Origin of the sequence: Paenibacillus sp. FSL H7-0323 (assembly GCF_038002725.1) — a bacterium.
Taxonomy (GTDB): Bacteria; Bacillota; Bacilli; order Paenibacillales; family Paenibacillaceae; genus Paenibacillus_AQ; species Paenibacillus_AQ odorifer.
On sequence record NZ_JBBODB010000001.1, the window covers coordinates 4,414,434 to 4,439,062 of the forward strand.

Sequence of the window (24,629 nt, forward strand, 5' to 3'; positions counted from 1 at the left end):
TTGTCTCACCCTTTATTTTAAGATAGTCCCAAGCTGGACATCAGGCTGGAGGACTGTGTTGTCAGCTTGTTCATTGCACTTTCCATCGCTGAGAATTGCTTATAATAACGATCTTCTACCATTTGCAGATTTTTCTGCATAGTAGTTATTCGACTATTATAACTTCTAAGTTGTTTCCCAATAACACTTTCCTCTTTAAAGGTACTATTTAAATCCATAGAGAATTTGTTAGTACCAGCGCGATCAGAGATCATATCTAAGGTGCTCGTAATGTTAGTTGCTAATTTATTAAAGATACCTGATTGTGGAGCATTTGCGGTACCTTGAAATAGATCAATAGCAAGCTGTGGATTTGCACTTAAAGCATTTTTAAGCTTCGTCTCATCCGATATAACCAACTTGCCGTTCTCCATATAGTTCCCTGTGGTTATACCAATTGCATTAAGGCTTCCAAGCTTCTCCGTTATCGCTTCTCTCATTTTTGATAGAAGATTAGTGACAATATCGTTGTTTTTGAACAAACCACTTTTAGCTTTTTCTGTCCAGCTGTCAATTTCTCCTTCTTTCATTTCCTTTTTCTGCTCATCTGACAGCGGTTTAAAGTCACGATACCTAGTTTCATTAACTTTGCTATTAAGTGCTTTTATTAAAGCGTTATAGTCCTCCATAAAACCCTTGATGGTTTCCAGCGCTTTATCTGGATCACTTTGAGTTTTAACATTGGTAGGAATGTCTGTACCGCTGCTATTGGTCACATCCAATAATGTTAGTTGAACCCCATTAATAGTAAACACGTTGCTAGTAACGTTTTTGATAGCCTCACCATTAATCGTGACTTCTGCATTCTCGCCCTTAATAACCTCTTTGATTGCATCCGTGCCCTCGGCAAAAGGTACTGCACCTTTGAATAGACCTAAAAATTCATAGGAGGCTCCACTCATTTTCACTTCTCCAGCGGAATTACCAGTAATCGTTAGTTTACCATCTACGAAATTTGCCGTCACATTGACATCTGGTTTGGTATTTATCGCTGTTACGACATCTGCTATTGTAGTGGAAGCATTAAATGAAAAGCTCTTCCCGTTAATATTAAAACTATAATATTTTGCCGGAGCAGCCGGATCAGGGTCTTTCCCATCCAGCATTTTTTGCAAATCAGCGAGTGTTTTATCACTTGTGACACCTGTGCCTGCCCCGTTAGTTTCCACCACTGTTTTCTTTGAAAAAAGCGCCAGTAATGAATTGCTACCAGCAGGGGTCTCAACTTTAACCGTTCCTTCTGCACCACCACTTTTAGAGGCGATTGATAACTTCCCTGTAATCTCATCATAACTTGCAACAGCATTAGCCTTTGTATTAGAGTTGATCGCTGCTACCAGAGAAGATATAGAAGTGAGACCATTAAACAGAGAATTACCTGCACTATCCTTAAAACTCACACCATTAATGGTGATGTCAAAGCCTTTGCTCAGATATGCAGCCTCTTCTTCTTCAGTAAGCTCTGACAAATCTACCCCGTCTAGCTGTGCTAAAGAAGTTGAACTAGGTATACCTTGACCTAAACCGGAGGTCTGAAGAGTGTTTTTGGTAGCTAGCTTAGTTACACTTATCTTCATATCGACCCCATTAGCCGTTGCAGTAGCTTCGGCTTTCACAGCGGTTGTATTACCTGTGGTCACTGCTTTATTCACATTCAAGGAGTCCGATTTTTTATATTTATCGTTCAATTTATTGGTGCGGAAATCATATAACACACTATTCAGCTCACGGTAACCTTCTCTAGTCCACTGTAATACCTGTTTATCCTGATTGAGTTTATCAAGGGGTACACGCTTAGTTGCCATCATGCTTTTGACCATACTATCAATATCCATACCTGAAAATCCATTGATTCTTGTAACCAAATCAGCACCTCCAAATGTTAGATTTTCTCGTCCACAAGTATACCGGCTATTTCCATCATTTTAGCAACAAGATCCAGCGTTTTCTCTGGTGGAACTTCACGAATGAGCTCACCGGTATCTTTATTAAGTACCTTGACCATAATATCATGCGTCTTCTCGTGGATACTGATATCTAGAGTGGTCTGAGGGCCCTGTAGAGATTTTACTGCTCGCTCGATGGTTCGGATAAGCTGTTCTTCGGCAACAGACACGTTCACGCCTTGCTTCTCCCTCAAACTCATCTCCCTAGTATCTTGAATCGGAGAGAGTGGTTTCACCTGTGATGTCGACTCTGTGCTGTGCTCTGTACCGCTAGGTCTGCTTATCGTAGAACTGGCAGTAAGTGAAAACTGTACATTCATTATCCTGACCTCCAGCGACGCTAATTTATATTGTATATATCGGTTTCATTTAGGGATAATTTAGGATTTGATGCCTGTCAAGAAAAAAAAGAAAAAAAAGCCCCGGGTTTCCCCGGAGCTTTGGTCAAACAAGAAGAAATTAACGAAGCAATTGCAGAACGCCTTGTGGTTGTTGGTTAGCTTGTGCCAACATAGCTTGTGAAGCTTGAGCAAGAATGTTGTTTTTCGTTTGTTGCATCATTTCTTTAGCCATGTCAACGTCACGAATACGGGACTCAGCTGCACTCAAGTTCTCGGAAGCAGCACCCAAGTTGTTGATGGTGTGTTCCAAACGGTTTTGCATAGCACCCAGGTTACTACGTTGGGAAGAAACTTTTTGCATAGCGTTTTGAACCGTTTCGATTGCAGTAGCTGCACCGAATTTAGAGGAAATATCAATGGACTTCACGCCAAGAGCGGATGCACGCATATCTCCAACTGAAATGAATGCAGTCTGACCAGCATTCGCACCGATTTGTGTCATGATAGAATCATCAAGGTTATTATTAGCAGCGACATCTTTACCAAATACAAAAGTCATACTTTCTCCGACCTTCATGTTTGCATTCAAATCCCCAACTGCTAGTGTAGTTGCACCACCAGTAAGAATATTAGCACCAAAAGTAAGTGTGTTTTCATCAGTTATTGTGATGTCAGTAGAAGCTTTACCGTCTGGTCCAATAATTTTGTAATCAGTAGCATCAAATGCTCCTGCTGTTCCATTTGTTCCAGTTCTTACGATCATGTAAGCACCGTCAACGTTAGATTTCGTTCCTGTAACACCAGCAGCGGTATTTAATCCAGCCAATGCAGTCGCATTGATTGTAACACCGGAGTTATTGTTAACTTTAGCAGTACCTGCTACTGCTTCAGTTACACCTTTTGCAGAACCATCCAACAATTTCTTGGTATTGAACTCAGTAGTGTTACCGATACGGTCCAATTCAGTAACCAATTGTTTAACTTCGGATTGAAGTTCTTTACGGTCAGCATCTGTATTGGTATCATTGGAAGATTGAACAGCCAATTCGCGCATACGTTGCAGGATGCTGTGAGATTCGTTCAAAGCGCCTTCAGCAGTTTGAATCAAAGAGATCGCATCTTGTGAGTTTTTGGAAGCCATATCCAAACCGCGGATTTGACCGCGCATTTTTTCGGAGATTGCCAGACCGGCAGCATCGTCACCGGCACGGTTGATACGAAGACCGGAAGACAATTTCTCGATATTTTTGTTTGTGTTAGCTGTGTTAGTAGTCAGTTGACGGTGAGTGTTCATCGCCGCGATATTGTGGTTGATAATCATTTGATATTTCCTCCCTGAAATTAAGTTAGTTCCACATCCATGTGGTAAACGCCGATCCATTAAGGTCGGCCGCCCTGCCGGCTCAGCGTCTAATACATATATCGACGGTATGCACCCAACTGTTTAGAGCAAATCGAAGTTTTTTTGAAATTTCTTGGTTAAATTCTCCAAAATAAAATAAAAAACCTGAATCTGCGATTAAGCAGTCCCAGGTTCTGGATTATGTGTGTGCTACATGTAAATTATTCATTCTTATTTACACCACGAAGTCGATGGATCAATGCATTCAGATCAGACTGCTGAGGAGCGACAGACTCACGGTTAGCCTCTTGGATCGAGAGATATACCTCTTTACGAAAAATATCGACATGTTTTGGTGCAGAAATGCCAACCTTTACTGTGTCACCTTCCACGCTTAAGATTGTCAGCTCGATCTGATCTTGAATAACAATGGACTCCCCTTTTTTACGGGAAAGTACGAGCATATCATCCACCGTCCTTTCCATCGATAACTGGTTGCTCTTGCAGTAGGCTATGCTTCGTATGATAAGGCGCTTTATGCAGCACGATTTGTTTACCAGAATGTCCTACAGGATTCAAAACAATAGGAGCAAGAAGATTAATCGTGGACTGCTCAGCTTCTTCCTTCAGTGTAATAACGCACCTAACGATAACCTCATTGTCTATACCTAGTTCTTCTGCTTCGTCATCCGGCAACTCAAACTCATAGGACGGATAAAAAACAAATGGATCACCCAGAAGAAAGGATAGTCCCTTGCTTCTTATTGACTGCAAATACCAAAACGGCGTCTCCGCCATCGCGATCAAAGCAAAATCTGTTTCTTCATCAAAACCAGGTAGTCCTTTGGGAAAATGATATAATTGTTCCTCATCTACTTCCAGTTTACCCCAAGATAATGTTTCTATAATCAAGTTATTCACTCCTCAAAAGTTTTGCTGCGCAAAACTAACTTCTTACGAAAGCCTACTACATTATATATAGCACAAAAGCTATAGAGGCGCTTGGCACATCTATAGCTCATGAAGCTACAATTGAACATTCAATTCTGGTGGAATAAACTGAATCGAAGCGTATTGCTGCATATAAATATTTAACTTGCCACGGGTATATTCAATTTCCGGATTATGTATCTCCACCTGAATATCCACTTTTGCGGCTCGATAATCAATTTGTGGGGCTCTTGTTTCAATGTGAATATCCACATTATCGTAGGATGCCGGGCCGCGAACCTCCGGAAAAGAATTGGGCTCGGTATCTGTACCGTAAACTTCTGCAATCGTATTACCAGGTCTAAAAAACTCAGCCATCCGATTCCCTTGCTCGACCTTTTTGGCAATGCCCTGAAGGTATAACTGCTGAATCCCAGAATAAATCCGTTTGTTCATATCCAGCATCTTTCCACCGTTATAAGCCTCCCAAGCACGGGACTGATCTATTGTCAGCTCAGGCCTAGTGGATTGAACTGTTAGTTCACCCGGTGTAGTTGTTACACTAAATTCCGCCTTAGGCTGAGTGATTGAATATGTGCCCGGATCAGCGTCAATACCTAACAGAGCAGGAGTCTGACGAATTTGTAAGATTGGTTGCAGCAACGTGAACCACCTCAGTTATCTGATAAAGTCTACAAGCGAAGTAGATATAATCTTTGCACCCACGGATAAGGAGGCATTATAGATATTCTCTTGAATCTTTGAATTCATAATCAAACCTTCGTAGTCAGCATCTTCAGTCTTGGCTTGAAGATCCGTTAAGTTCACATTCAAATCACTAAGCCGATCCTGCATCAATTCAACACGATTGGTTTTGGCTCCTATTTCAGAGCGAGCCGACAGAATTTTTTCCGTCCTTGTATCAATTGAAGTGAGCTGGGCCGATATTCCTTTGGAATCACCGGACTTCAAGGCACTTGATAATTGATTAATGATTGCAAACAAATTATCTGCATCTCCCGTATTACCGAATACGTCATTCCCTGTCTTACTGATAGGCATGCGCACACCTTCACCTACAATAAATTGAATCTGCCCAGTATCCGTTGTAATCGGCTTAGATACATCGTAAGTACCGTCCGTGCCCAAAACAAAATCATAAGGTTTGGTGGAGTATTGCTCACCATTAAAGATATATTTACCGTTCAGCGTACTATTAGAAATATCCACAAGTTGCTCTTTTAACTGCATCAATTCCTCATTGATACTATCCAATGCTGACTGTGGATTAGTCCCTGTCGCAGCCTGTACGGACAGTTCGCGAATCTTTTGAACAACATCTCCGGCCTGTCCTAGAACTGTATCATTGTAATCAAGCCATGAAAGTGCGCTATCTACATTCTTAGTATATTGTTCATTAGAGGAAAGCTCCGCACGGTAGCGCAGGGAATACGTGATCCCTACCGGATCATCGGAAGGCTTGTTGATCTTGCGTCCGCTGGAAAGCTGTAGCTGTGTATCGTTCATCGTACGTGCATTACGGTTTAAGTTAAGCAGAAGCTGTGAATTCATCATGTTAGAGGTTACTCTCAACATACGCTATATCTCCTTTTATCTGCCGACTGTGCCGGTGGAATTGATCAATTTGTCGAGCAGTTCATCAAAAGTAGTCATAAAACGCGCTGCGGCACTATAAGCATGCTGGAATACTAGCATATTCGACATCTCTTCATCCAGCGAAACGCCGCTGACTGATTGACGGCGGGAGTTAACCTGCTCTACCAGATAATCTGAGTTATCCGTCTGACGTGCAGCCTCTTGGGATTGAATACCGAGTTGGCCAACCATAGACCCCAGAAGTCCACCCACAGTGTTGCTCACACTGCCGTCCGGCTTAGTAAATTTACTATCCTTCAGGTTAGTCAATAAGAGTGCCAAGGTGTTATTTCCTTTAACAACCTGTGTTTTACCATCAGCATCAATAGTTGTACGTAACGAAGTTGCAAATAGGTTTACGTCAGCTGCAATTTCCGGATTCAGCTTGATCGTTCCAGCCTCACCTGATGTTACAAAGAAATCGCGTCCGACGCTTCCATCCATCGCGTAACCTAACTTGTGAAGCCCGTTTAACCCTTTGACAATGGTCTTGGCGTCCTCATACATTGTTGCGCCCTTAGGCATGGCCTGACCAGCGGTCAAAGTAACTACGGTACCGTCAGCTTGTGTAATCTTGGCATCACTAGTCAACACTGTACCCTCAGGAAGATTGGAGCCAGCTGGCACTGTAATTTCAACGTCACCTGTAGCAATAGTGCTCGCCAAATCATTGAGCTGTTTCTTGTAATCGGCAACATAGGTATTATTGGAAAAAATCATTCCGTAAGCCTCGCCGCCCTTCAAGGTTCCGGAGGCATAAGCATTATTAAGAAACGCGCCATCTACGGTTGCAGTTACTTCCCCACCCTCTACGAGAGGTTGTCCCCCTAAAGAAATGTTATAACCTGCTTCCGTCTCTACAACAGTAATATTAGCGATTTTGGAGAGCTTGTCCGCCATCAGGTCGCGTTGATCACGTAGATCGTTCGCATGATCCCCCATACCCTCAATCTTATAGATCGATTTATTTAGATCTGCGATAGCGGTCAGGTAACCCTGAGCTTCTTTTGCTTTAACATCTATATTAGTGGTTAGATCCCGCTCCAGATTATTCAGTTGCGTGCTCATATAGTTCATAGCATCCGTCAAAGATTGTGCAGTTTGCACTACAATCTTACGGGCCGTTGGATCTTCAGGGTTCTTACTTAGATCCGACCAAGATTTCCAGAAATTATCCAGAACTGTACGAATGCCTGTATCGGATGGCTCATTAACGATAGCTTCCAGCTTAGAGAGCGTATCTGCTTGAAGACTCCAGTTGCCGAAAGCAGCGTTCTCACCACGGTACTGATCATCCAGAAACATTTCTCGAATCCGATCGATAGATGAGAATTCCACCCCTGTACCCATTTGACCTGGAACGGTAGATTTTAACAATCCGTACGCTTCAATAGGTAAAGAGGCTTGCATATTAACACGTTGACGAGTATAACCTTCGGTATTCGCATTAGCGATATTGTGTCCAGTTGTATTAAGAGCTGCGGTCTGAGTAAAAAGGCTGCGTCTCGCCGTCTCTATCGAGTGAAATGTGGATGTCATGCTTCTTACTCCTCCTTATGTTCTGCTCCGGCAGAACACTTCATCAGTACAATTCTAACCTCGTGCATCAAAAATCCCCGACCGATTTACGTTGTTACCTTTGTCGGACGGACGATGATAAGTGATATCCTGATTTGGTCTTCCGACCAACAGATCCAAAGAATAATCTATAAATGTAAGCGACTGCTCTATCAGCTTCTGATTTAGGTCATTGGCTTCTTTCAGGCGATGCAAAGTGCCCGAAAGCTTCTGCTGAATATGCAGCAGTCGTGCCTTGTCTTCAGGGTCAAATATAAGCCTGGACAGCTCCGTTAGGTTCAGGTTCAGGTTGGAACGAATACCCACACCTTGCAAAACGGTATATGCGGCTAATATTCGCTCTTCCTCGAGCTGCCCAATTACCTTCATTAGCTTGGATTCACGGTTAAGGATGTCGATTAACGCATCCACCTTGTTATCCATAATTGTCTGTTTCTTCTCAGCGGCCAGATCCAGCATTTGAACATGCACTCCATCTAGCCGCTCCAATAGTTCTATTAATGTCGTCAATGCCATGGATGTTTTCACCTAATTCTCGGAGGATTGCTTAAAGTAAGGGGCGAGTTTCTCTGCTAGCTTAGATGCATCAACTTGATAGGTACCTGCGGAGACCTGCTGCTTTAGATTGTCGATCTTAAGTGCGCGTTCTGGATCATTCTTGCCAGTGTTTTGTGCTTGCAAGAGTTGAATCGCTTCATCAGAGATCGAAACCTCATCCTTGCGTGTGCTTTTCTTCATTTGTTCCTGCCTTTGCGCTTCCGCGCTGCGTTGATACGGATTAATCGCGTTAATTCGTCCGGTCTCGTTAATTTTCATAACTTCCACCTTCCTTCTAATATAAAAAAGCCGATAATCTTTACTAAGTTTATCGGCGTAGACTGAAACATTCTTTATAGCTGCAAACGTTTTTTTGCAGATTTTATAGGTCACGCAGCTTATCTATGGCACGATATGCACCATCAGATGTCTTTTTAGTAGTATCCTCAGCAGAATTTTCCTTGACAGCATTCGTGAGATCTTTCCTGAGCCGACTACGACAGCTGTCACACATATGGCCATCCCGAATCAGTGTACCACACACTTCGCAAGGGTACATCATATTGGGTGCATTAGCTATAGAAATCCGGCCTTCTCGAATAAAGCGGGTAATCTCTTTAATAGAGATCCCCGTAGCATCGGAGAGCTCCTGAATGTTGGTTCCTTTGTTTTCCCGTAAATAATTCACGCAGATCTCATATTCATGCTCCAGCTCTTTGATACAGGACTGGCACAACCCCATAAGATTCTTGACAAACAACCGGCCGCACCTTGGACAATTGTCTAGATTCATAACAAGCAGCCGCTCCTCTCCGTACATTCTGTGCAATGCATAATATTCTTATGCTCCTAGATTACATGATTGCAAGGAATTCGTCTATGGGACAGAAGAAACGCTACCAACCGCAACTAATCCTTAATGGAATGAATATAGCTGTTCACAATCATGCATTTTTCGCGTTTTAGGAACGCGCCCAGGTTAGGCTATAGATTTCTGCAACATAATCATAGTTAGAAACCATTTGTTTTAGAATTTCGGCACAAGCACGAATCGTGCTTCCCGTTGTATAGATATCATCAACAATAATAATTCGAATAGGACGGCTTATAGGTGAGTTATCTTTCAGCCAATCCTTAAATGGTGTGGAGACTGCCGGATTCGCTCCAAAAGCATTCTTCATATCTGCCAATCGCTCCGCACGTCCTTTAAAGCTCTGCTTACCTGTATGATGCGTACGAATTAGTAGCGGTAACTGTGGAATCTTTCTATGCCGAGATAGGACATCGGCCAATCTTTCCGCTTGATTGAAGCCCCGTTCTAGAAACCTGATATCACTGACAGGTACCGGAACTAATAAATCAGCTGACCAAAGGCTGTTTTTTATGTACCTTTTATGTTGAATAAGATGAAAAAAAGATGCTTTCTGAGATAAAAGAGCCCCCTGCTGCTTTTCCTCCTTTAGGGTTAAATATGCCCTATCCAGCATGAGTCCAAGCAGAGGGGCATATCGTTCATTCCCGCGATATTTATATTGACCGAGCCATTCTCTCATCTCATTAGTGTAGGCTACCGCACTCCGGTTACATACAATGGGTGAGGGCTCAGCGCTGCGAGTGCAGTCTGGACAGCCTACATGACGCCCACATATCAAGCAACGTGGAGCGCGTATCCAAGGAATGGATTCCGCACAATTCTTACAGATACCAGGCAGCTGTGAGAACTGTGGGCTGTGCTTCCCGCAGGTTAGACATTGAGGCACAGAGGGGGTAAGGAGGAAAGACAGAGATTTTCGGAACCTTGTATGCTTGGTATTCATATAGCCCCACCTTTACGAATATATCCTTGGCGGCGAGCAATGATATTCATAGTACGAATCTGAGCAATCGCTCCACGCTGGGATCGGCTCCACTGAGGGGAGGCAAATACAACATGGCCATCAGGATCATCTTTAGAACGACCAGCACGGCCTGCCATCTGTACCAAAGAGGCTTCGTCAAAAAGACCACTGTCTGCATCCAAAATAAATACGTCACTGCGTGGCACGGTAACTCCCCGTTCCAGGATCGTAGTAGTCACTAACAAAGAGATGATACGGTTGCGAAAAGCAGTCACCTTTTCTGCCCGAAATGAATCCTTGGACGAGGTGCCTTCAATAACCACGCCAGGAAAGCTACGACGAAGTAGTATCAGCAATCCTTCGATATGAGCTATTCGAGACACAAATAGAAAAATTCGTGCTTTTCGCTCCAGTGACTTTTGAAGATTTTGTATAAGCGATCTTGGCAAACTTCCACGCTTTAGACAGGTTAGAACCGAAGGTATACTCAAATGCTGCGGGATAGGCAAGGGATGACCATGGAAGCGGACAGGCACTCTGGCATGTGGAAGCTTGCCTAACCGAACCAAACGCTGCATTTCTTGTGGTGGCGTAGCTGATAAATAAATGAAAGAGCCGTCCACTTTACAGGCTTGTTCAGCGGCATAGGCCAACATAGGATCATTATGGTATGGAAACGCATCCAGCTCGTCGATGATTACGAGATCAAAACCTTGATGGAAGCGCAGGAGCTGATGGGTGGTCGAAAGCGTTAAGCGACCGCTCACCCAGCGATCTGCGCTGCCGCCATAAAGTACGGCGATGACCTCCGCCGGAAAAGCCCGGGCGAGCCGCGGCGCGAGCTCAAGTACGACGTCGCGGCGCGGCGTCGCTACCAGCGCCCGCCCTCCGGCGGCGAGCACGGCCTCTAGGAGCGGGAAGATCATCTCCGTTTTCCCCGCTCCCGTTACCGCCCAGAGCAGAAACCGCTCTGGGCATGTACTGGCGGAGCGCTTGCGCGCCTCCGCCAGAAAACCCAGCGCAGCGCCAGCGGCTCCCGCCTGCGCTGGGCTCAGCCCCATCCGGCCTGCGGCCGCGGCGGGGTCAAGGGCGGCCGTGCACCGCACGGCCGGAAGTGCTGCGCTGCGCAGCAGCAGCGCACAAGCCCGGCTGCGCCCAAGCGCGAGGCAGGCCTCGCAATAGGCGCAGCCCATAAGCCCGCACGCGGCGCATGCCGTGCGGCCGGCGGGCACGCTGCCGCAACGCAGGCAGCGCGAAACCGCGCGGCGAGCGACAGCGCCGCGCCACAATAAGTGCGGCAGCCTAGCCGCCGCACGCATCATAACGCCAGCACCCGCAGGGAGCTGGCGGGCCCGCGCCCCGTGCGCAGCCGGGGGCGCATTGCCTACGGCGGCTGTAAGCAACAGCCGCCCCTGCAGATGCGCCAGTTGTACCGCCTGGCGCCAGCAACCCCCTAGCTCTGGCAATTCTTCTGCCAACAGCGCTTCTACTTCCGGCTCCAATAAAGAGCGCCCGGCCACAGCCCGCAATAATTGTTCTGAATCCGATTCTAGTAATCCAGATTCAAAATCCTCTTTTTCACACCAATCGTATCTTTCGTTCTTCTTATTGTCCTGATCTATTCCGAAACTTGATTCATTAGGCTTCCATATGAATATTCCATCATTCAACCACTGAGCCTCCCACAGTCCCCCTGCCTCTTTCTCCTCTCTCAACTCAGCCTCAAGCATACTATTAATATATTGCCCCCACTCCTTAATCCCCCAGGTGCTCATTGCGCTTCTTTGTTTAAAGTTGTCCCGGAGCTTCACAGCCCAACCTAGCGGCAACGCAGAAGAAAGCAGAACCAAACTATTCGCCGCTAAGGAACTCCCAGCTTTCTTCTCCGGTCTAGCTACAGACCACCACCATCTATCCACGCTAAGATCTAATGAAATTTCAACCCTCCAGCTCCCCTTGCATTCCACAGCATATACAGCGACTTGCATAAAATCCCTCCTACCTTTCGCTTGTACTTAGCAACTCCATATTTGATCCCAAATTCACGACTCCGTCTCCCCAAATGCAAAAAGCACACTCCCCCAGTTCTTGGAGAGTGTGCTTCACCCGTTACTTACATATTTACTTAAGATCTGTTGCGCTTTGATTCGCATCCCCTACTTCCTGCCATCCCCATAAAAGGCAGCGATACAGACTGCCCTGACAGCCGCAAGTCTACTACAATTCCTTCATGCTGCAATTCTTCACTCATCTGAAGAGAGTACATAGATGTTGCAAGATCGATAGAGCAGCCGCTAGCGGCCATTTTGGAAACTATCCCAAGTGTTCCATCGCTCGAACCATCATCCATGAACGTTACTCGCAATCGTTTTCCGGTTAGAAGAGCTTGAAATGTCAGTGCCCGAATGTACCATTCCACAACAGATTCATGATTGCGGGTAATAAAAATATAATGAATCCATTTTCCGGACTGCGGTGTTTTACGCACCTTCTGCCGGTTATGCAACATATGAATCATCACTGCAGCGGATACATAAACAACCGCAATCCATATCAACTGGGCTACCATGGAGATGCACCTCCTCTGTATACCAACACTATATGCCGGCATTAAAAGGTCGGTGACTGCCTAGAACACCCATCAGGGAAGCAAGCTGTGTCTATTTAATTTCTTTCCTATATGTAACGTATTACTGTGAAGCTTCTACAAGGTTACCCAGCCATATTTAATCGAATTAATAACGGCTTGAGTCCGATCATCCACTTCCATTTTTTGCAAAATACTGCTAACATGGTTTTTAACTGTTTTTTCACTAATGAATAAATATTCACCGATCATTTTGTTGCTCTTACCTTCAGCCATTAGACGCAGCACTTCTGCTTCACGACGGGTCAGAGGATTGTTGTCGCCAGCAATAAATTTAACACCAGCTTCCTTCACCACTGTATCTGTAGTTACACCAGTCTCGTTAAGGTAAGTCATACGCCGCAATTGATTGATAAGCTTTCCAGTAACCTTTGGATGGATAAAGGCATGTCCTTCACAGACCGAACGAATGGCATTAATAAGGGATTCAGCCTCCATATCCTTCAATAAATAACCATTGGCGCCCTTACGAAGGGTCTCAAATACATAACTCTCATCATCATGAATGGATAAAATAATTACCTTAACCTCCGGGAACATTTCCCGAAGTTTTTGAGTGGCTTCTACGCCGTTCTCAACAGGCATATTGATGTCCATCAATACGATGTCCGGTTTAGTCCCGTTACAAAACTCTAATACCTGAATACCGTCGCCGCACTCCCCTATGACCTCGATATCCTCCTCCATATTCAAAATGCGTTTCAGCCCTTCACGAAAAAGCTGATGATCATCCGCCAAAAGAACCTTAATGGGCGTTTTACTAGAGTTTAAGTTCTCCATCACACTACTCCTTCCCCTTCTCCACATTCGTCGGAATATGGATCACGATTGTTGTCCCCTGATTCTCGGCTGATACAATTTCCATTCTTCCTTCAAGCAGTTCTACACGTTCCCGCATACCTACTAGCCCGAAGCTTTCCCGATTACCTTGCTGATTTTTTAACTTTTGTACATTAAAGCCTAATCCGTTATCTTTAATCACAATCTTAATTAACTGCGCTTGGTATGTAATCTCCACCAATACGAAGCTTGGGTAGGCATGTTTTGCTGCATTAGACAATGCTTCCTGAACAAGACGATATACCGCCGCCTCCATCGCTGAAGATAGTCGGTGTTCCTGTCCCCGGGTTTCCAGAGTCGTCCGCAGTTTCGTCTTCTCTTCAAAATCATGCACATATTTCCGCAAAGTCGGAATCAAGCCCAAATCATCGAGAGCCATCGGTCGTAAATTAAAAATAACCTTACGCATTTCTTCCAGGCTGTTACGAACCTGCCCTTTTAAATCTACTACTTCGTCCTGCACCAGCCCAAATTCCTGCTTTACCAGCATTCTTTCTACAATTTCCGTCCTAAGGACTAGATTTGCCAGCATTTGAGCGGGACCATCATGAATTTCCCGGGCAATTCTCTTCCGTTCTTCTTCTTGAGCCAGGATAATTTTGAGTCCGATCATCTGTCTGTTCTTCGCCGATTCGACAATTCTCGTCACTTGGCCTAGTTCTCCCGACAAATATTCGAGCACTACGCTCATTTGCGAACCAATTGACTCTGCACGTTCTACAGAATTTTCGACACTGCGCACTCGCATTTGTAATTCATCACGTCTGCTTCGAAGATAGACCTCTCGCTCACGCGTCATCATGAGTTCGAGCTGAAGCTCTGTAGCCTTCTCATAAGCAATACGGATATCCTTCTCTGAGTAGCGGACAAAGTCCCGGCTGACCTCTGTCAGCCGGATTCTGGAGCGGTGATACTGTAGCTCCAGCTTGTCTACCTTTTTCAACGTTTCATCCGTTTCGTCCATGACCCGCTGCAGTTCCTTGTTGAGTGCAGCAAGTTCATCACGTGCAACCTGCAATATTTCAAAAATCTGATACTTGCTGCTCTCCATCACGTCGATGGTATTTTTAATAACGCGATCAATCGCATCGGCTTGAAATTCCACGGATGCTTGCCCCTTTTCTATCGGATCGTATTAAGGTTTTCCTTATATATTAACATATCACGATTCGATAGTTACGGTCTTCGTTTTCTGTTCCCATTTTACAGTTAATCCTAACTGTTCAGAAACTAGTCTCAGAGGTACTAAAGTCCTACCCTGTAAAATAATAGGTGCTACTTCAGCACTTTGTCGCTTACCATTTAACAGGTATTCCTTTTTATTTACCGTCAGATCCAGTGCCTTGGCTCCGCGCAACACCATGATCTTCTTATTCACCTGATCCCAGGTAGCATTCCCTCCAAAAGCATCCAGCACATAACGGATCGGCACATAAGTACTGCCGTCTTTCACAATTGGAGCTACATCAATAGCCTTCTTATTTCCGTTTACGGTCATTGCTTTGGAGCCGATGCTCATCGAAGCTGTACCCTTTGGTAACCCTGCATCACTGGAAAGTGAAGGCATTGTGAAGGTGATATTATCAAAAGCAACGGTACCTGTCTTCGCCCGTTCATCTTGGCCTTCCTCTACGTTGACTACATAAAGTCTCTTCAGCGTAGCCGGGAATTTAATCCCTGATCCTGACAAGTCGATGTTTATGTTCTTCCAACCGTTCCAATCGATAATCTTCGCAAGATCTACATAGGCTGTAGCTCCACTATTATCTACAAACTCAGCACGCAGCCAGTTTAAGCTCATATCGCCCATCACATCAACTGACATCGAAGTTGCAAGCGCTGGAACGGCTTTTCCACTTGTGCCGTTAAGTTGAGCATAAGCGTACATTTTACCGCTGCCAGCCGTCATATCATAACTGAGTGACAGCACCTTGGAGCCTACTCTTTCAGCCGATCCGTCTACTATCGTTGCAGTCCCCTGTACCGCTGGCACATTGGTAGTAAAGTTGACTGGATAACTTACCTTCTCGAAATCTTCCCATGTTGTAGCTGCTGCTGTCGATAATACAACCGCTGTGCTAAATCCATCATAACGAGCAATAGCGTAACCTGTAGTAACCCCTGCATCCACAGAGTTTACAGTAAGCTTGCCATTTTGCACGACTCCCTTAAAGCCTACAAACTCCCACTTCAGCGCTGAATCTGGAACGCTTATGGTTGCTCCACTCTTCGTAGAGGCCTTTACAGGGACAGATACAGTTGTCCCAGCTGTCAGTGGCGCTGTAGCAGTGCCTACACTCATGCTGGATAGATCATCTCCACCCAAGACTGTAAGGGTTGTAGAAGCGCTTGCTACGCCGCTTTTAGCCGTTAAGGTAACGGTGCCTGGCTTCACTGCCGTTACTTCTCCTGCACTTACAGTTGCGCTTCCTCCGCTTGATGTCCAAGTAGGATTGCCTGCTGCTACATCTATAGGGTTATAGTAAGTGTCATAACCTTTTAACGAATAAGTAGCCTTTTGTCCAACTAATAGCGAAGTGCTTCCGCTAATTTTAATTCCTTTTACTTCACCTTGTGGTGCGTTAGTATACACACCAAGCGCGTTAACAATGCTGCGCTGCTCTGTGCCATACTCTGTATTAAAGGTTAGAGTAGCTGAGCTTTCACCGAGAGGCCGGTCTACCATCGTTGTAGAGCCGCCTCCGTCTAAGTTAAGCCCTTTCCAGACTCCAATATTGGTCATAAAAGATTGCAGCTCGGTCAATGACATTCCTGAGCTGTTGCCATTTTTTTCAGTAGCTATAATATAAACATAACGTCCATCCTGAGAGTATCCTAAAGCCGTACGTGCACGATAACCGCCAATGCTGCTAGTCGAGCGAGAGAACGTTGCAGCTTTTCCGTTATTTACAAGAATTGTATGTCCACCAATCATTGTTTGCAGATTAGCAGGATCTAGCGATTGCTGCGTAGTCTTGGATTTCAGGGAGTACACACTTGTTACCGGTTGCCCTACCGTCAGATGGGCAGTAACATACCGTGCGGCTAAGCCATGGGCCCGCAAAATATAAGCTCCCTTTGGAACCGCTGTAGGAAGCGCAGCATTTTCAGATATTTGAGTAACTACGCCGTTCTCAACGAGCACCTCTGTCGGTGTGGTTGAGCTGTTTTTGGGACGATCGAGTGCGGTCCATACATCCGTATAGATATACATTGCATTAGCATGGCTATAAGTAGAGCTTCCACCTTCAGGACTATAAGCACCTTTATTGATACCGGATATCTCAAACTGTGCGCCGTCAGGTGCGGTTACCATTCCTTCAAAGCTGAACTCATCAATAAGAGGCTTGCGATCCTTAGTCACTGCAAAGGCATACATGCCATCCAATTGCGAAGGGGTGGAAACCAAGACTCCACTGGATACTTGTCCACCAATCGGAGCGCCTTCCCCGCCTGTATTAAAATAATCTCCGTTTACTGCAGCCACGGCTCCAGTTTCCTTAGCCATCCCGCCAGTACTTTGACGTGTTGTCAGGTTTCCACCTTTACCTGTCATAACATCTAATGAAACATATGGATTGTTGAGGTCAACGCGAATAACATCCGCCAAGCCAGAAGCACTCGCTCCTGAACGTGTAGCCGTATATTTGTATTTCATCATAATGGCGCCCGAAGTAATTACTTCTTCTCCCAGCTTGCTTACTTTAAAATTAGATGTGGCTGCGGCAGCAATTGGTGTGGAACTATGACCAAACATAGCTAAGCCTTCACTGCCAATTACCGGCATAATCCACAACACACCTGCTAATGAAGCGGCAACCCATTTTTTAGTAGATGATAATTTTATTCCCCGAACAACTTCTCTACTCTTCTTCTCCATGAAAACTTCATTCATTTCGACGTAACTCTCCCATCTCTTTTTTACTCTTCAAGTCCGTTATCAAAAGTCTGGAAACTGGTTCCTATTTTTCTAGTACTCTTTTAATAGACTGAAAATAAGCGAAAAAGTTGCGAAATTGAGAGATTTCAAGCTTTATAGAGTCTCGTAACACAAACTATTAACATAAAAAAAAGCCCAGCAGAATGCCAGGCTTTACCAATCTATTTATTCTACAAATAATCTGTTTGCTTCAGCATCCGATGCAACATCACAGCAGCTTGTGCACGAGTGGCATTACCCTGAGGTTGGAACTCACTTGTGGTCATTCCCAAAATAATCCCAGATTGCACAGCTTTAGCTACGAATTCTGCACTTTGATTCTGAATTTTAGACTTATCCTTAAAGCGAGCCAGTGTTGAGGCAGAAGTGCCGCTTAAAGTAATAGGATGTTTGGTGTATTCCATTGCCCGAATCATCATGATTGCCATCTGCTCTCGAGTGATATTATCGTTAGGCCGGAAGGAGCCATCCGTGTTCCCTGTAATAATACCAGCCTTGGCTGCTGCACCAATATATTCTCCAGTTTGTGTGGAAGGCTGCACATCCCGGAAGCGCTGTGCGGTCTCGCGATCGCCTAGCAAACCAAGTCCCCGGCTAAGCATTACTGCAAACTCTGCACGGGTAATCTTTTTTTCTGGACTAAATGTAGTCCCGTAACTGCTATCGATGATAGTCTTTGCACTAAGCTCAGCTACGATCGAATTACTCCAATGCTTACTCATATCTGAGAAGGCCCGGGTTGATATAAAGGTTCCTAACACCTGATTACCCTCCGTACGAGCACGAATAATCGTATAGCTACCTATCGTACTTACTTTTGTTGGCAGATAAGCTGCATCGTAATAGGAAAGATCCAGTCTAGCAGCAGATGTCTGCGCATTGTTCAATGAAGAAGTTGTACGCACAGTGTATTCTCCAGGTACCGATAATGCCTTAGCATTAGAATAATTGCTGCTTACTATCGCAGTCACCCGGACATCCATAAGACTAGTAACGCTCTGCATCCCCATAGTTTTTAGCTTTTGCTCAAATGGGGAGAACGTACCTGCCGGAACCTTTTCTAAGCGGAACACCAGCGAGATATTTTTACTGTCTGCAATCAAGCTAGTCGCTAATCCGTTCATATCGATATCGTCTAGTCCTACGCTATATAAGTGATCGCCATAACGTATCATAAATTTTGTGGTTTTACTGCGATTTACAGCATCAAGCAAAGGCTTTAAAGGAACAGTCACATAGGCCGATTGTTCTGTAGCAGGCACCTCAAAAGCTAATGTATCACTACTTGCCTTATACAGATATTCATAACTGGCCGTCAGGCGATCTGTGTTTAAGGTATATCTTTTTACAGATTGATTGTATAACGAACGGTCATCCACGATTTGTGAAGAGTCACTCTTCAGCAGCGCGTATTCTTTTCCAAACTCACTTGTTGCAAGCGTCCCTAGATAGGATGGACGATTTCCCGTTCCGGTGCTCACGCCGGTTAGGTTCTTAACAGAGAGAGAAGAGAATGAGGACAGTACATTACCGTTCAGATCCTTGATCGTACCTGAACCTGACATATAGGACAAATCGATAGTTTGCCCGGTCTTTACTACTGAGGATGTTGTTATTTTCAAAATATCCCCTGACAAAGTGTAGTTTTGCACACCCATACTGCTTCCATCTGCTCTAACTCCGAACTGATTAGCATAGAGGGAACCAGATGCCTGCATGTTTTTACTGAATGTAACCGTAAGCTCGTCGCCATTGATGGTGGCAGAACTAATCTCAGGTATGCTAGTGCCGCTATTTTCCGAGATGGACACAGGCTGCAGGTTAATATAAGCTGCACGGTTTCCATTTAAATCGCTTATTCCGGTAGTCCCCGGAACATAGGATACAGTAACATTCTGATTCACCGTCAAAGCACTCTGGAGCGTTAGCGTGACCTGTGAGCCACTGACTGATACATTCGTAACATAGTTAGGAGTGCTGCCAACAAGCACAGAGAACTGGCTGTTCATCGGGAGGTTTGTCGTTGACAAGCCTTCATTGTAATTCAGAAGGATTTTATTGCCACCTCCGGTTGCACTTTGGAACACGGGTGGAATTGTATCGTTGCTGTTGCGAATGTAGAAATCTGTGAAATCCGCAATATTTTGTCCAAAAGAATTCTGCAAAGGATAAGAGCCTGCATAATAGGAGACACGAACGGTCTGGCCATTAGAAGCATCGCTATTTAACCCTAAATATACAGTGTTCCCGCTGGAGCTTATGGAGTTGACCCCTAGGGATCCCCCATCTGAAGTCACTAGAAACTGACTATGTGCGTAAGAGGAAACTGCCTTTAAGGAGTCATTGAAATTCAACGCTACAGTTCTACCCGTGATCCGTCCATCTTTGGGTGTAGGCATGGAGGACTCGATAGTGTTAGTAACCTGCTTTGAGCTAAAGGTGCTGGCTGCATTTCCGCTTGGATCTTGAATGGTCCGCAGGCCACCTGTATAGCTAACCTTCACGTTCTGTCCAACCGCTACCCCTGTACTGAGTACCACATAGGCGCTGTCTCCCTGGATATAGACACTTTCAATTGTACGATTCTCATCATTCACCGTAGCACCAAAGCTGGAGATCAACAGTGCAATGGAAGAGTTGAGGCTCTCATTGTATTTTAAACGAATGGTCCGATTGTTCTCGAGTGATGCAGATGTGAGCTGTGGAGCTGTTTTGTCCTGAGACAAGGTCCGGAAGCTCCATGAATTTTTTCCGCTTAGTCCATCATAGATAACATTAGCATCAATAGCGTCTACAAAAGCTCCTTTAGCAATATCAATATAATAGGTTGAGTCGCTATCTAAAGCTGTTTTAGGTGTAATTACATATTCGTTTGCAGCAGTTGTACTCCGGTTAACAGTAACCGGAACCTGTGCGCCGCCACTTTTATAAAGTGCTACGCCATTTTCCACAGCACTGTTATAATTCACATTACGATTGAATGTGACAGAAAATGATCTGTTGTTAGCTATGGATTCACTCCGGTCAGCCGGATTTAGCGCGCTTACGTTAAGTCCTGTCAAAGAAGCCGTTGTAAATGTCCAGGTATACGCACCCGAAGCCGGAAATACATTTCCGTCTTGATCGTAAAAAGCTCCCTGCGGTATCGTCACCGTATACTGCGTACTGTTTAGCAAGGGTGATGCTGCTGATGCTGGAAGCAATGTTATAGTTCTGCTGCTTCCTCCTGTAACGGCTGGGGAGTTTACATTAAGCCATCTCGTTCTAGCATCGTTAGCTGCACCTGGAGATACTGTTATGGTTCCAGCTGCAGGCATCATAGGACGATCAAATGTAAGTTGTAGGGCTCCAGTGGCAGATACCCCACCTGATCCGTTTGCCGGTGCAGGAGTCACTGGAATCTCTGCCACACCTTTAGTAGAGAAGCTCCATACATCACCGCTTGAAATCCCGGAATACGTTCGATTATCAACATCCTTAAAAGCATAAGAATCTATAAGAACATAATAGTTACTTCCGGAGGCCAATGTTTTATCCAATGTTAGTTTAACTGTAGTAGAGTTAGCATCAGTCTGAACGTTGACTCTAGTATCATCATCCTTAATTTTGAACTCTTGAACGGTTGCATTATCTGCAGACGACAAAATTCGAATGGAACCTCCACCTTTTATCAGGTTTTTATTTAAGGTTAGACTTAGCTCCTTAAGGGCTCCTGCATCCACTCTTGTATTATTAGCAGGTGAAAAGTTGCCTGCCGTAATCGCTGTATTACTCTCAGGCGCAGTAGTAAATGCCCATGAAGTAACACCTGACTCATTACCATCATTATCCTTGAACAACCCCTTAGGGATTGTCACTGTATAAGTCTTGTTTGAAGTAAACTGTTGATTTAGCTTAAGCTCGTAATCTTTTGAACTACCAATTAGACCATAGCTACCAATAGGAATCGTTAAAAAAGGTGAGCTATCACCTTGACCCGTAATAGTAATTTCACCTGACTGCGGGTTTACTTGACGATCAAAGCTCAGTCTAAGGGATGATCCGATATTTACATAACTTGCTCCAGGCGCTGGTGAGACTGTTATACCAAACTCTGATGCAGCGTACACTGCTGAATTCCCTATTCCAATAGCAGGATAACCCGAACCAAGTACTAACTCTCCCGCTAGAATAAGTGCCGTCCATATTGAAATTTTTCTTTTCATTCCGTGATAGACTCCTCTCAAGCCATACTATCGTCTTTATGTATATTCTTATATTTCGGCTAAAAGGCTGGCAAAGTTTAGTAGTCTACTTCTCTATGGTTAGATTCACTAGCCTTGCTCGTTTTCGCACGCAAAATAACCCGCAGAGTTGACACCATGGCCAACTTGCGGGCTAACATATTATAAGACCGTATGATAAATTACAACCCTGCTTGATCTCTTAGCAATTCTGCTTTATCTACGCGTTCCCATGGAAGATCAACATCAGTACGTCCGAAATGACCGTAAGCTGCAGTTTGTCTATAAATCGGTTTACGCAAATCAAGCATAGAAATGATGCCCGCAGGGCGAAGATCAAAGTTGTTGCTGATCAGTTGAACCATTTTCTCTTCACTGATTTTACCTGTTCCGTATGTATCCACATTTATCGAGACAGGAGTAGCTACACCGATGGCATAGGCAAGTTGGATCTCACATTTGTCGGCCAAACCAGCAGCTACAAGATTCTTAGCTACATAACGAGCCGCGTAAGCCGCAGAACGGTCCACTTTAGTTGGATCCTTACCTGAGAATGCTCCGCCGCCATGACGAGCATAACCGCCGTATGTATCGACGATAATCTTACGGCCAGTTAGACCAGCATCCCCTTGAGGACCCCCAATAACAAAACGTCCGGTTGGGTTAATAAAGTATTTGGTTTCTGCATCAAGCAGTTCCGCAGGAACAACAGGCAAAATAACATGTTCTTTAATATCCGCCTGAATTTGTTCAAGAGAAATTTCCTCTGCATGTTGTGTAGATACTACGATAGCGTCTACGCGTACAGGTTTTTCATCTTGATACTCAATCGTAACTTGTGTTTTGCCGTCTGGACGAAGATAGTCCAAGGTTCCGTTCTTTCGAACTTCAGATAAACGACGTGCAATACGATGTGATAAAGCAATCGGCAGTGGCATCAGTTCAGGTGTCTCGTTCGTAGCAAAACCAAACATGAGCCCTTGATCGCCTGCACCAATATTAGCTGTTTCTTCAGCTACTTGAGCAGGATCACGGTGTTCTAAAGCAGAGTTAACACCTTGGGCAATATCAGCGGACTGCTCGTTAAGAGAACTCAACACAGCACATGTATTATAGTCGAAACCATATTTTGCACGTGTGTATCCAATTTCTTTGATGGTATTGCGTACGATGGCAGGAATATCAACATACTCTGATTTGGTACTGATTTCCCCGATCACCAGTACAAGACCTGTTGCTACTGCTACTTCGCAGGCTACACGTGCATTAGGATCATTAACTAAAAATGCATCCAATACCGCGTCGGAAATCTGGTCACAGATTTTATCCGGATGCCCTTCCGTAACGGACTCAGAAGTAAACAAATGACGCCCTTTAATAGACAAGTATAACAACCTCCCATATGGTTAGTCTGACACTGTATAAGGGATTCCTTAATGATAACAGGCCAAATAATAAAACTAAATAATATAAATAATTCAGGTTTGCCTGATTTCTTTTTATGAAGGATTTTTGCAAAATTTGATGCCTACATTCACTAAACTCTTCAAAAAATGAACCTTTTCCATATGGAAAAGGTTTAAGGCTTTCCTCAAAAGTCATATTATCTTATTTAGGGGGTGGTGTCAATTAAACACAGAACCCCCCGTGAGAGTATGAATATTGATTTCACGCTATAAAAAAGCAATATCAGATAAGGAATAAGGGCATCCTAACCCCTGATATTATTGAAAAAGAGACTGTTCAGCTTGCTTAATGAGTCTCTTCGTAATTTCTCCTCCAACAGACCCATTATCCCTTGAACTTAGATGCCCAAGGTACTGACTACGGCCAGAACCACTACCTCCGACTGCTCCTAACTCAGAAGCAAACTCCGTGTCTGCCCCGCCTCCATAATGAGCCCCATATAATCCAAATTCAGCTGCAATTTCATATTGCATTTGTTTCAGCATTGTCCGACTTTCAGGTACGACTGTACGATTATTACGTGCCATGTTACAGCACCTCCTGTGAATTTGTAAGATTACAGGAATATTGTGCGTCCATCACTTAATCTTCAATCGCGCCAATGATTTGTAACTTTGGAAAACAGTTTGAAGGTATGATTACGTCTGTTTACGGGCATTATGAATATATATCATTACACATTATTTCAAGGTATATCCACCACGAACCATCACAACAAGACCAAGTGTTTGACCCTCTTGAACAGTTATTCCACGACCATCACGAGGGAAGGACAATAAGTGGTTAGATGGTGCAGCTAGTCCATTTGTTAGATCTTTACCATCTGTTAAATCTGCCACACCATTCGCATCTTGTGAAACGATTACTGCTTTACCCGCGCGAACGATAAATTCAGCGCCTGCAGAAGCAATTAAAGTTTGGCCAGGCTTCACATCAACAATCACAGATTCATTACTGCTATTTTGACCAGGTGTAGCTACTGGCGCTGTGGTTGCACTAGGCGCAGGTGTAGCAGTCGCTACCGGAGTCGTCACTGTACCACCTGAAAGTGCTTTCTGAATTTGCTGATCTACGTAGCTTTTCGTAACTACAGGATCATCCGTTGTGCCAGGCTGAGAACCAACACCTGCACCTTCAGCAGTAATATTTAGCAGAGATCCAGCCCATACACTACCAGCCAGCAATACAGCGGTGGTTGTTACTTTCCATACCGATTTCAAAGAAGTTCCTCCTCATTATTGGGGATAAAAACCTATAAAAAAAGAATAGCCTCCGAAGAGGCTATTCTGTGCTTCGGTAATTCTA

21 protein-coding genes are annotated in these 24,629 nt (G+C 44.5%); all 21 read right to left on the reverse strand.

What is annotated here, in order from left to right; all coding sequences use genetic code 11:
- Window positions 1–17 precede the first annotated feature (17 nt).
- The 21 genes from fliD to MHH89_RS20130 all read right to left on the reverse strand — a co-directional run bounded on the left by fliD (window position 18) and on the right by MHH89_RS20130 (window position 24,544).
- Window positions 18–1,904, reverse strand: a complete 1,887-nt coding sequence (gene fliD, locus MHH89_RS20030) for a flagellar filament capping protein FliD (RefSeq protein WP_076282423.1) — start codon at window positions 1,902–1,904, stop codon at window positions 18–20.
- 17 nt (window positions 1,905–1,921) lie between these two features.
- Window positions 1,922–2,305: a flagellar protein FlaG gene (locus MHH89_RS20035; RefSeq protein WP_076282422.1), complete on the reverse strand. Its 384-nt coding sequence runs from the start codon at window positions 2,303–2,305 to the stop codon at window positions 1,922–1,924.
- Window positions 2,306–2,444: 139 nt separating this feature from the next.
- Window positions 2,445–3,647 (reverse strand): flagellin N-terminal helical domain-containing protein, encoded by a 1,203-nt coding sequence (locus MHH89_RS20040; protein ID WP_076282421.1) that lies wholly within the window; start codon window positions 3,645–3,647, stop codon window positions 2,445–2,447.
- Between the two features lie 242 nt (window positions 3,648–3,889).
- Window positions 3,890–4,132, reverse strand: a complete 243-nt coding sequence (gene csrA / locus MHH89_RS20045; RefSeq protein WP_076282420.1) for a carbon storage regulator CsrA — start codon at window positions 4,130–4,132, stop codon at window positions 3,890–3,892.
- Window position 4,133: 1 nt separating this feature from the next.
- A complete protein-coding gene (locus MHH89_RS20050; protein ID WP_076282419.1) occupies window positions 4,134–4,580 on the reverse strand; it encodes a flagellar assembly protein FliW in 447 nt (148 codons plus the stop codon).
- Between the two features lie 114 nt (window positions 4,581–4,694).
- Window positions 4,695–5,261: a DUF6470 family protein gene (locus MHH89_RS20055; protein WP_076282418.1), complete on the reverse strand. Its 567-nt coding sequence runs from the start codon at window positions 5,259–5,261 to the stop codon at window positions 4,695–4,697.
- Between the two features lie 15 nt (window positions 5,262–5,276).
- Window positions 5,277–6,194 (reverse strand): flagellar hook-associated protein FlgL, encoded by a 918-nt coding sequence (gene flgL, locus MHH89_RS20060; protein ID WP_076282417.1) that lies wholly within the window; start codon window positions 6,192–6,194, stop codon window positions 5,277–5,279.
- 15 nt (window positions 6,195–6,209) lie between these two features.
- Window positions 6,210–7,793 carry a flagellar hook-associated protein FlgK gene (gene flgK / locus MHH89_RS20065; protein WP_076282416.1) on the reverse strand — a complete coding sequence of 528 codons (1,584 nt, stop codon included), beginning with the start codon at window positions 7,791–7,793 and terminating at the stop codon, window positions 6,210–6,212.
- Window positions 7,794–7,847: 54 nt separating this feature from the next.
- A complete protein-coding gene (locus tag MHH89_RS20070; RefSeq protein WP_036678457.1) occupies window positions 7,848–8,348 on the reverse strand; it encodes a flagellar protein FlgN in 501 nt (166 codons plus the stop codon).
- Window positions 8,349–8,360: 12 nt separating this feature from the next.
- The gene (gene flgM / locus MHH89_RS20075) at window positions 8,361–8,648 is read right to left on the reverse strand and encodes a flagellar biosynthesis anti-sigma factor FlgM (RefSeq protein ID WP_036678454.1); all 288 of its coding nucleotides are present in this window, start codon (window positions 8,646–8,648) and stop codon (window positions 8,361–8,363) included.
- Between the two features lie 103 nt (window positions 8,649–8,751).
- Window positions 8,752–9,162 (reverse strand): TIGR03826 family flagellar region protein, encoded by a 411-nt coding sequence (locus tag MHH89_RS20080; RefSeq protein WP_036678678.1) that lies wholly within the window; start codon window positions 9,160–9,162, stop codon window positions 8,752–8,754.
- Between the two features lie 169 nt (window positions 9,163–9,331).
- Window positions 9,332–10,186 carry a ComF family protein gene (locus MHH89_RS20085; RefSeq protein WP_254847747.1) on the reverse strand — a complete coding sequence of 285 codons (855 nt, stop codon included), beginning with the start codon at window positions 10,184–10,186 and terminating at the stop codon, window positions 9,332–9,334.
- Complete coding sequence (locus MHH89_RS20090) at window positions 10,183–12,195, reverse strand: DEAD/DEAH box helicase (RefSeq protein ID WP_341087972.1); 2,013 nt, start codon at window positions 12,193–12,195, stop codon at window positions 10,183–10,185. Before MHH89_RS20090 ends, MHH89_RS20085 begins: the two co-directional genes overlap by 4 nt.
- A gap of 137 nt (window positions 12,196–12,332) precedes the next feature.
- Complete coding sequence (locus MHH89_RS20095; RefSeq protein WP_076123908.1) at window positions 12,333–12,776, reverse strand: glycosyltransferase family A protein; 444 nt, start codon at window positions 12,774–12,776, stop codon at window positions 12,333–12,335.
- 135 nt (window positions 12,777–12,911) lie between these two features.
- On the reverse strand, window positions 12,912–13,634 hold the full coding sequence (locus MHH89_RS20100) for a response regulator transcription factor (RefSeq protein ID WP_036681509.1): 723 nt from the start codon (window positions 13,632–13,634) through the stop codon (window positions 12,912–12,914).
- 4 nt (window positions 13,635–13,638) lie between these two features.
- A complete protein-coding gene (locus tag MHH89_RS20105; protein ID WP_036681511.1) occupies window positions 13,639–14,799 on the reverse strand; it encodes a sensor histidine kinase in 1,161 nt (386 codons plus the stop codon).
- 57 nt (window positions 14,800–14,856) lie between these two features.
- Window positions 14,857–17,589: a stalk domain-containing protein gene (locus MHH89_RS20110; RefSeq protein ID WP_081383173.1), complete on the reverse strand. Its 2,733-nt coding sequence runs from the start codon at window positions 17,587–17,589 to the stop codon at window positions 14,857–14,859.
- Window positions 17,590–17,804: 215 nt separating this feature from the next.
- Window positions 17,805–21,839 carry an Ig-like domain-containing protein gene (locus MHH89_RS20115; protein WP_341087976.1) on the reverse strand — a complete coding sequence of 1,345 codons (4,035 nt, stop codon included), beginning with the start codon at window positions 21,837–21,839 and terminating at the stop codon, window positions 17,805–17,807.
- 200 nt (window positions 21,840–22,039) lie between these two features.
- Complete coding sequence (metK, locus tag MHH89_RS20120; protein ID WP_036681514.1) at window positions 22,040–23,242, reverse strand: methionine adenosyltransferase; 1,203 nt, start codon at window positions 23,240–23,242, stop codon at window positions 22,040–22,042.
- A gap of 339 nt (window positions 23,243–23,581) precedes the next feature.
- Entirely contained in the window at window positions 23,582–23,851 is a 270-nt protein-coding gene (locus MHH89_RS20125) for an alpha/beta-type small acid-soluble spore protein (RefSeq protein WP_036681516.1), read from the reverse strand.
- A gap of 153 nt (window positions 23,852–24,004) precedes the next feature.
- The gene (locus MHH89_RS20130) at window positions 24,005–24,544 is read right to left on the reverse strand and encodes a hypothetical protein (protein WP_076123912.1); all 540 of its coding nucleotides are present in this window, start codon (window positions 24,542–24,544) and stop codon (window positions 24,005–24,007) included.
- Window positions 24,545–24,629: the final 85 nt, after the last annotated feature.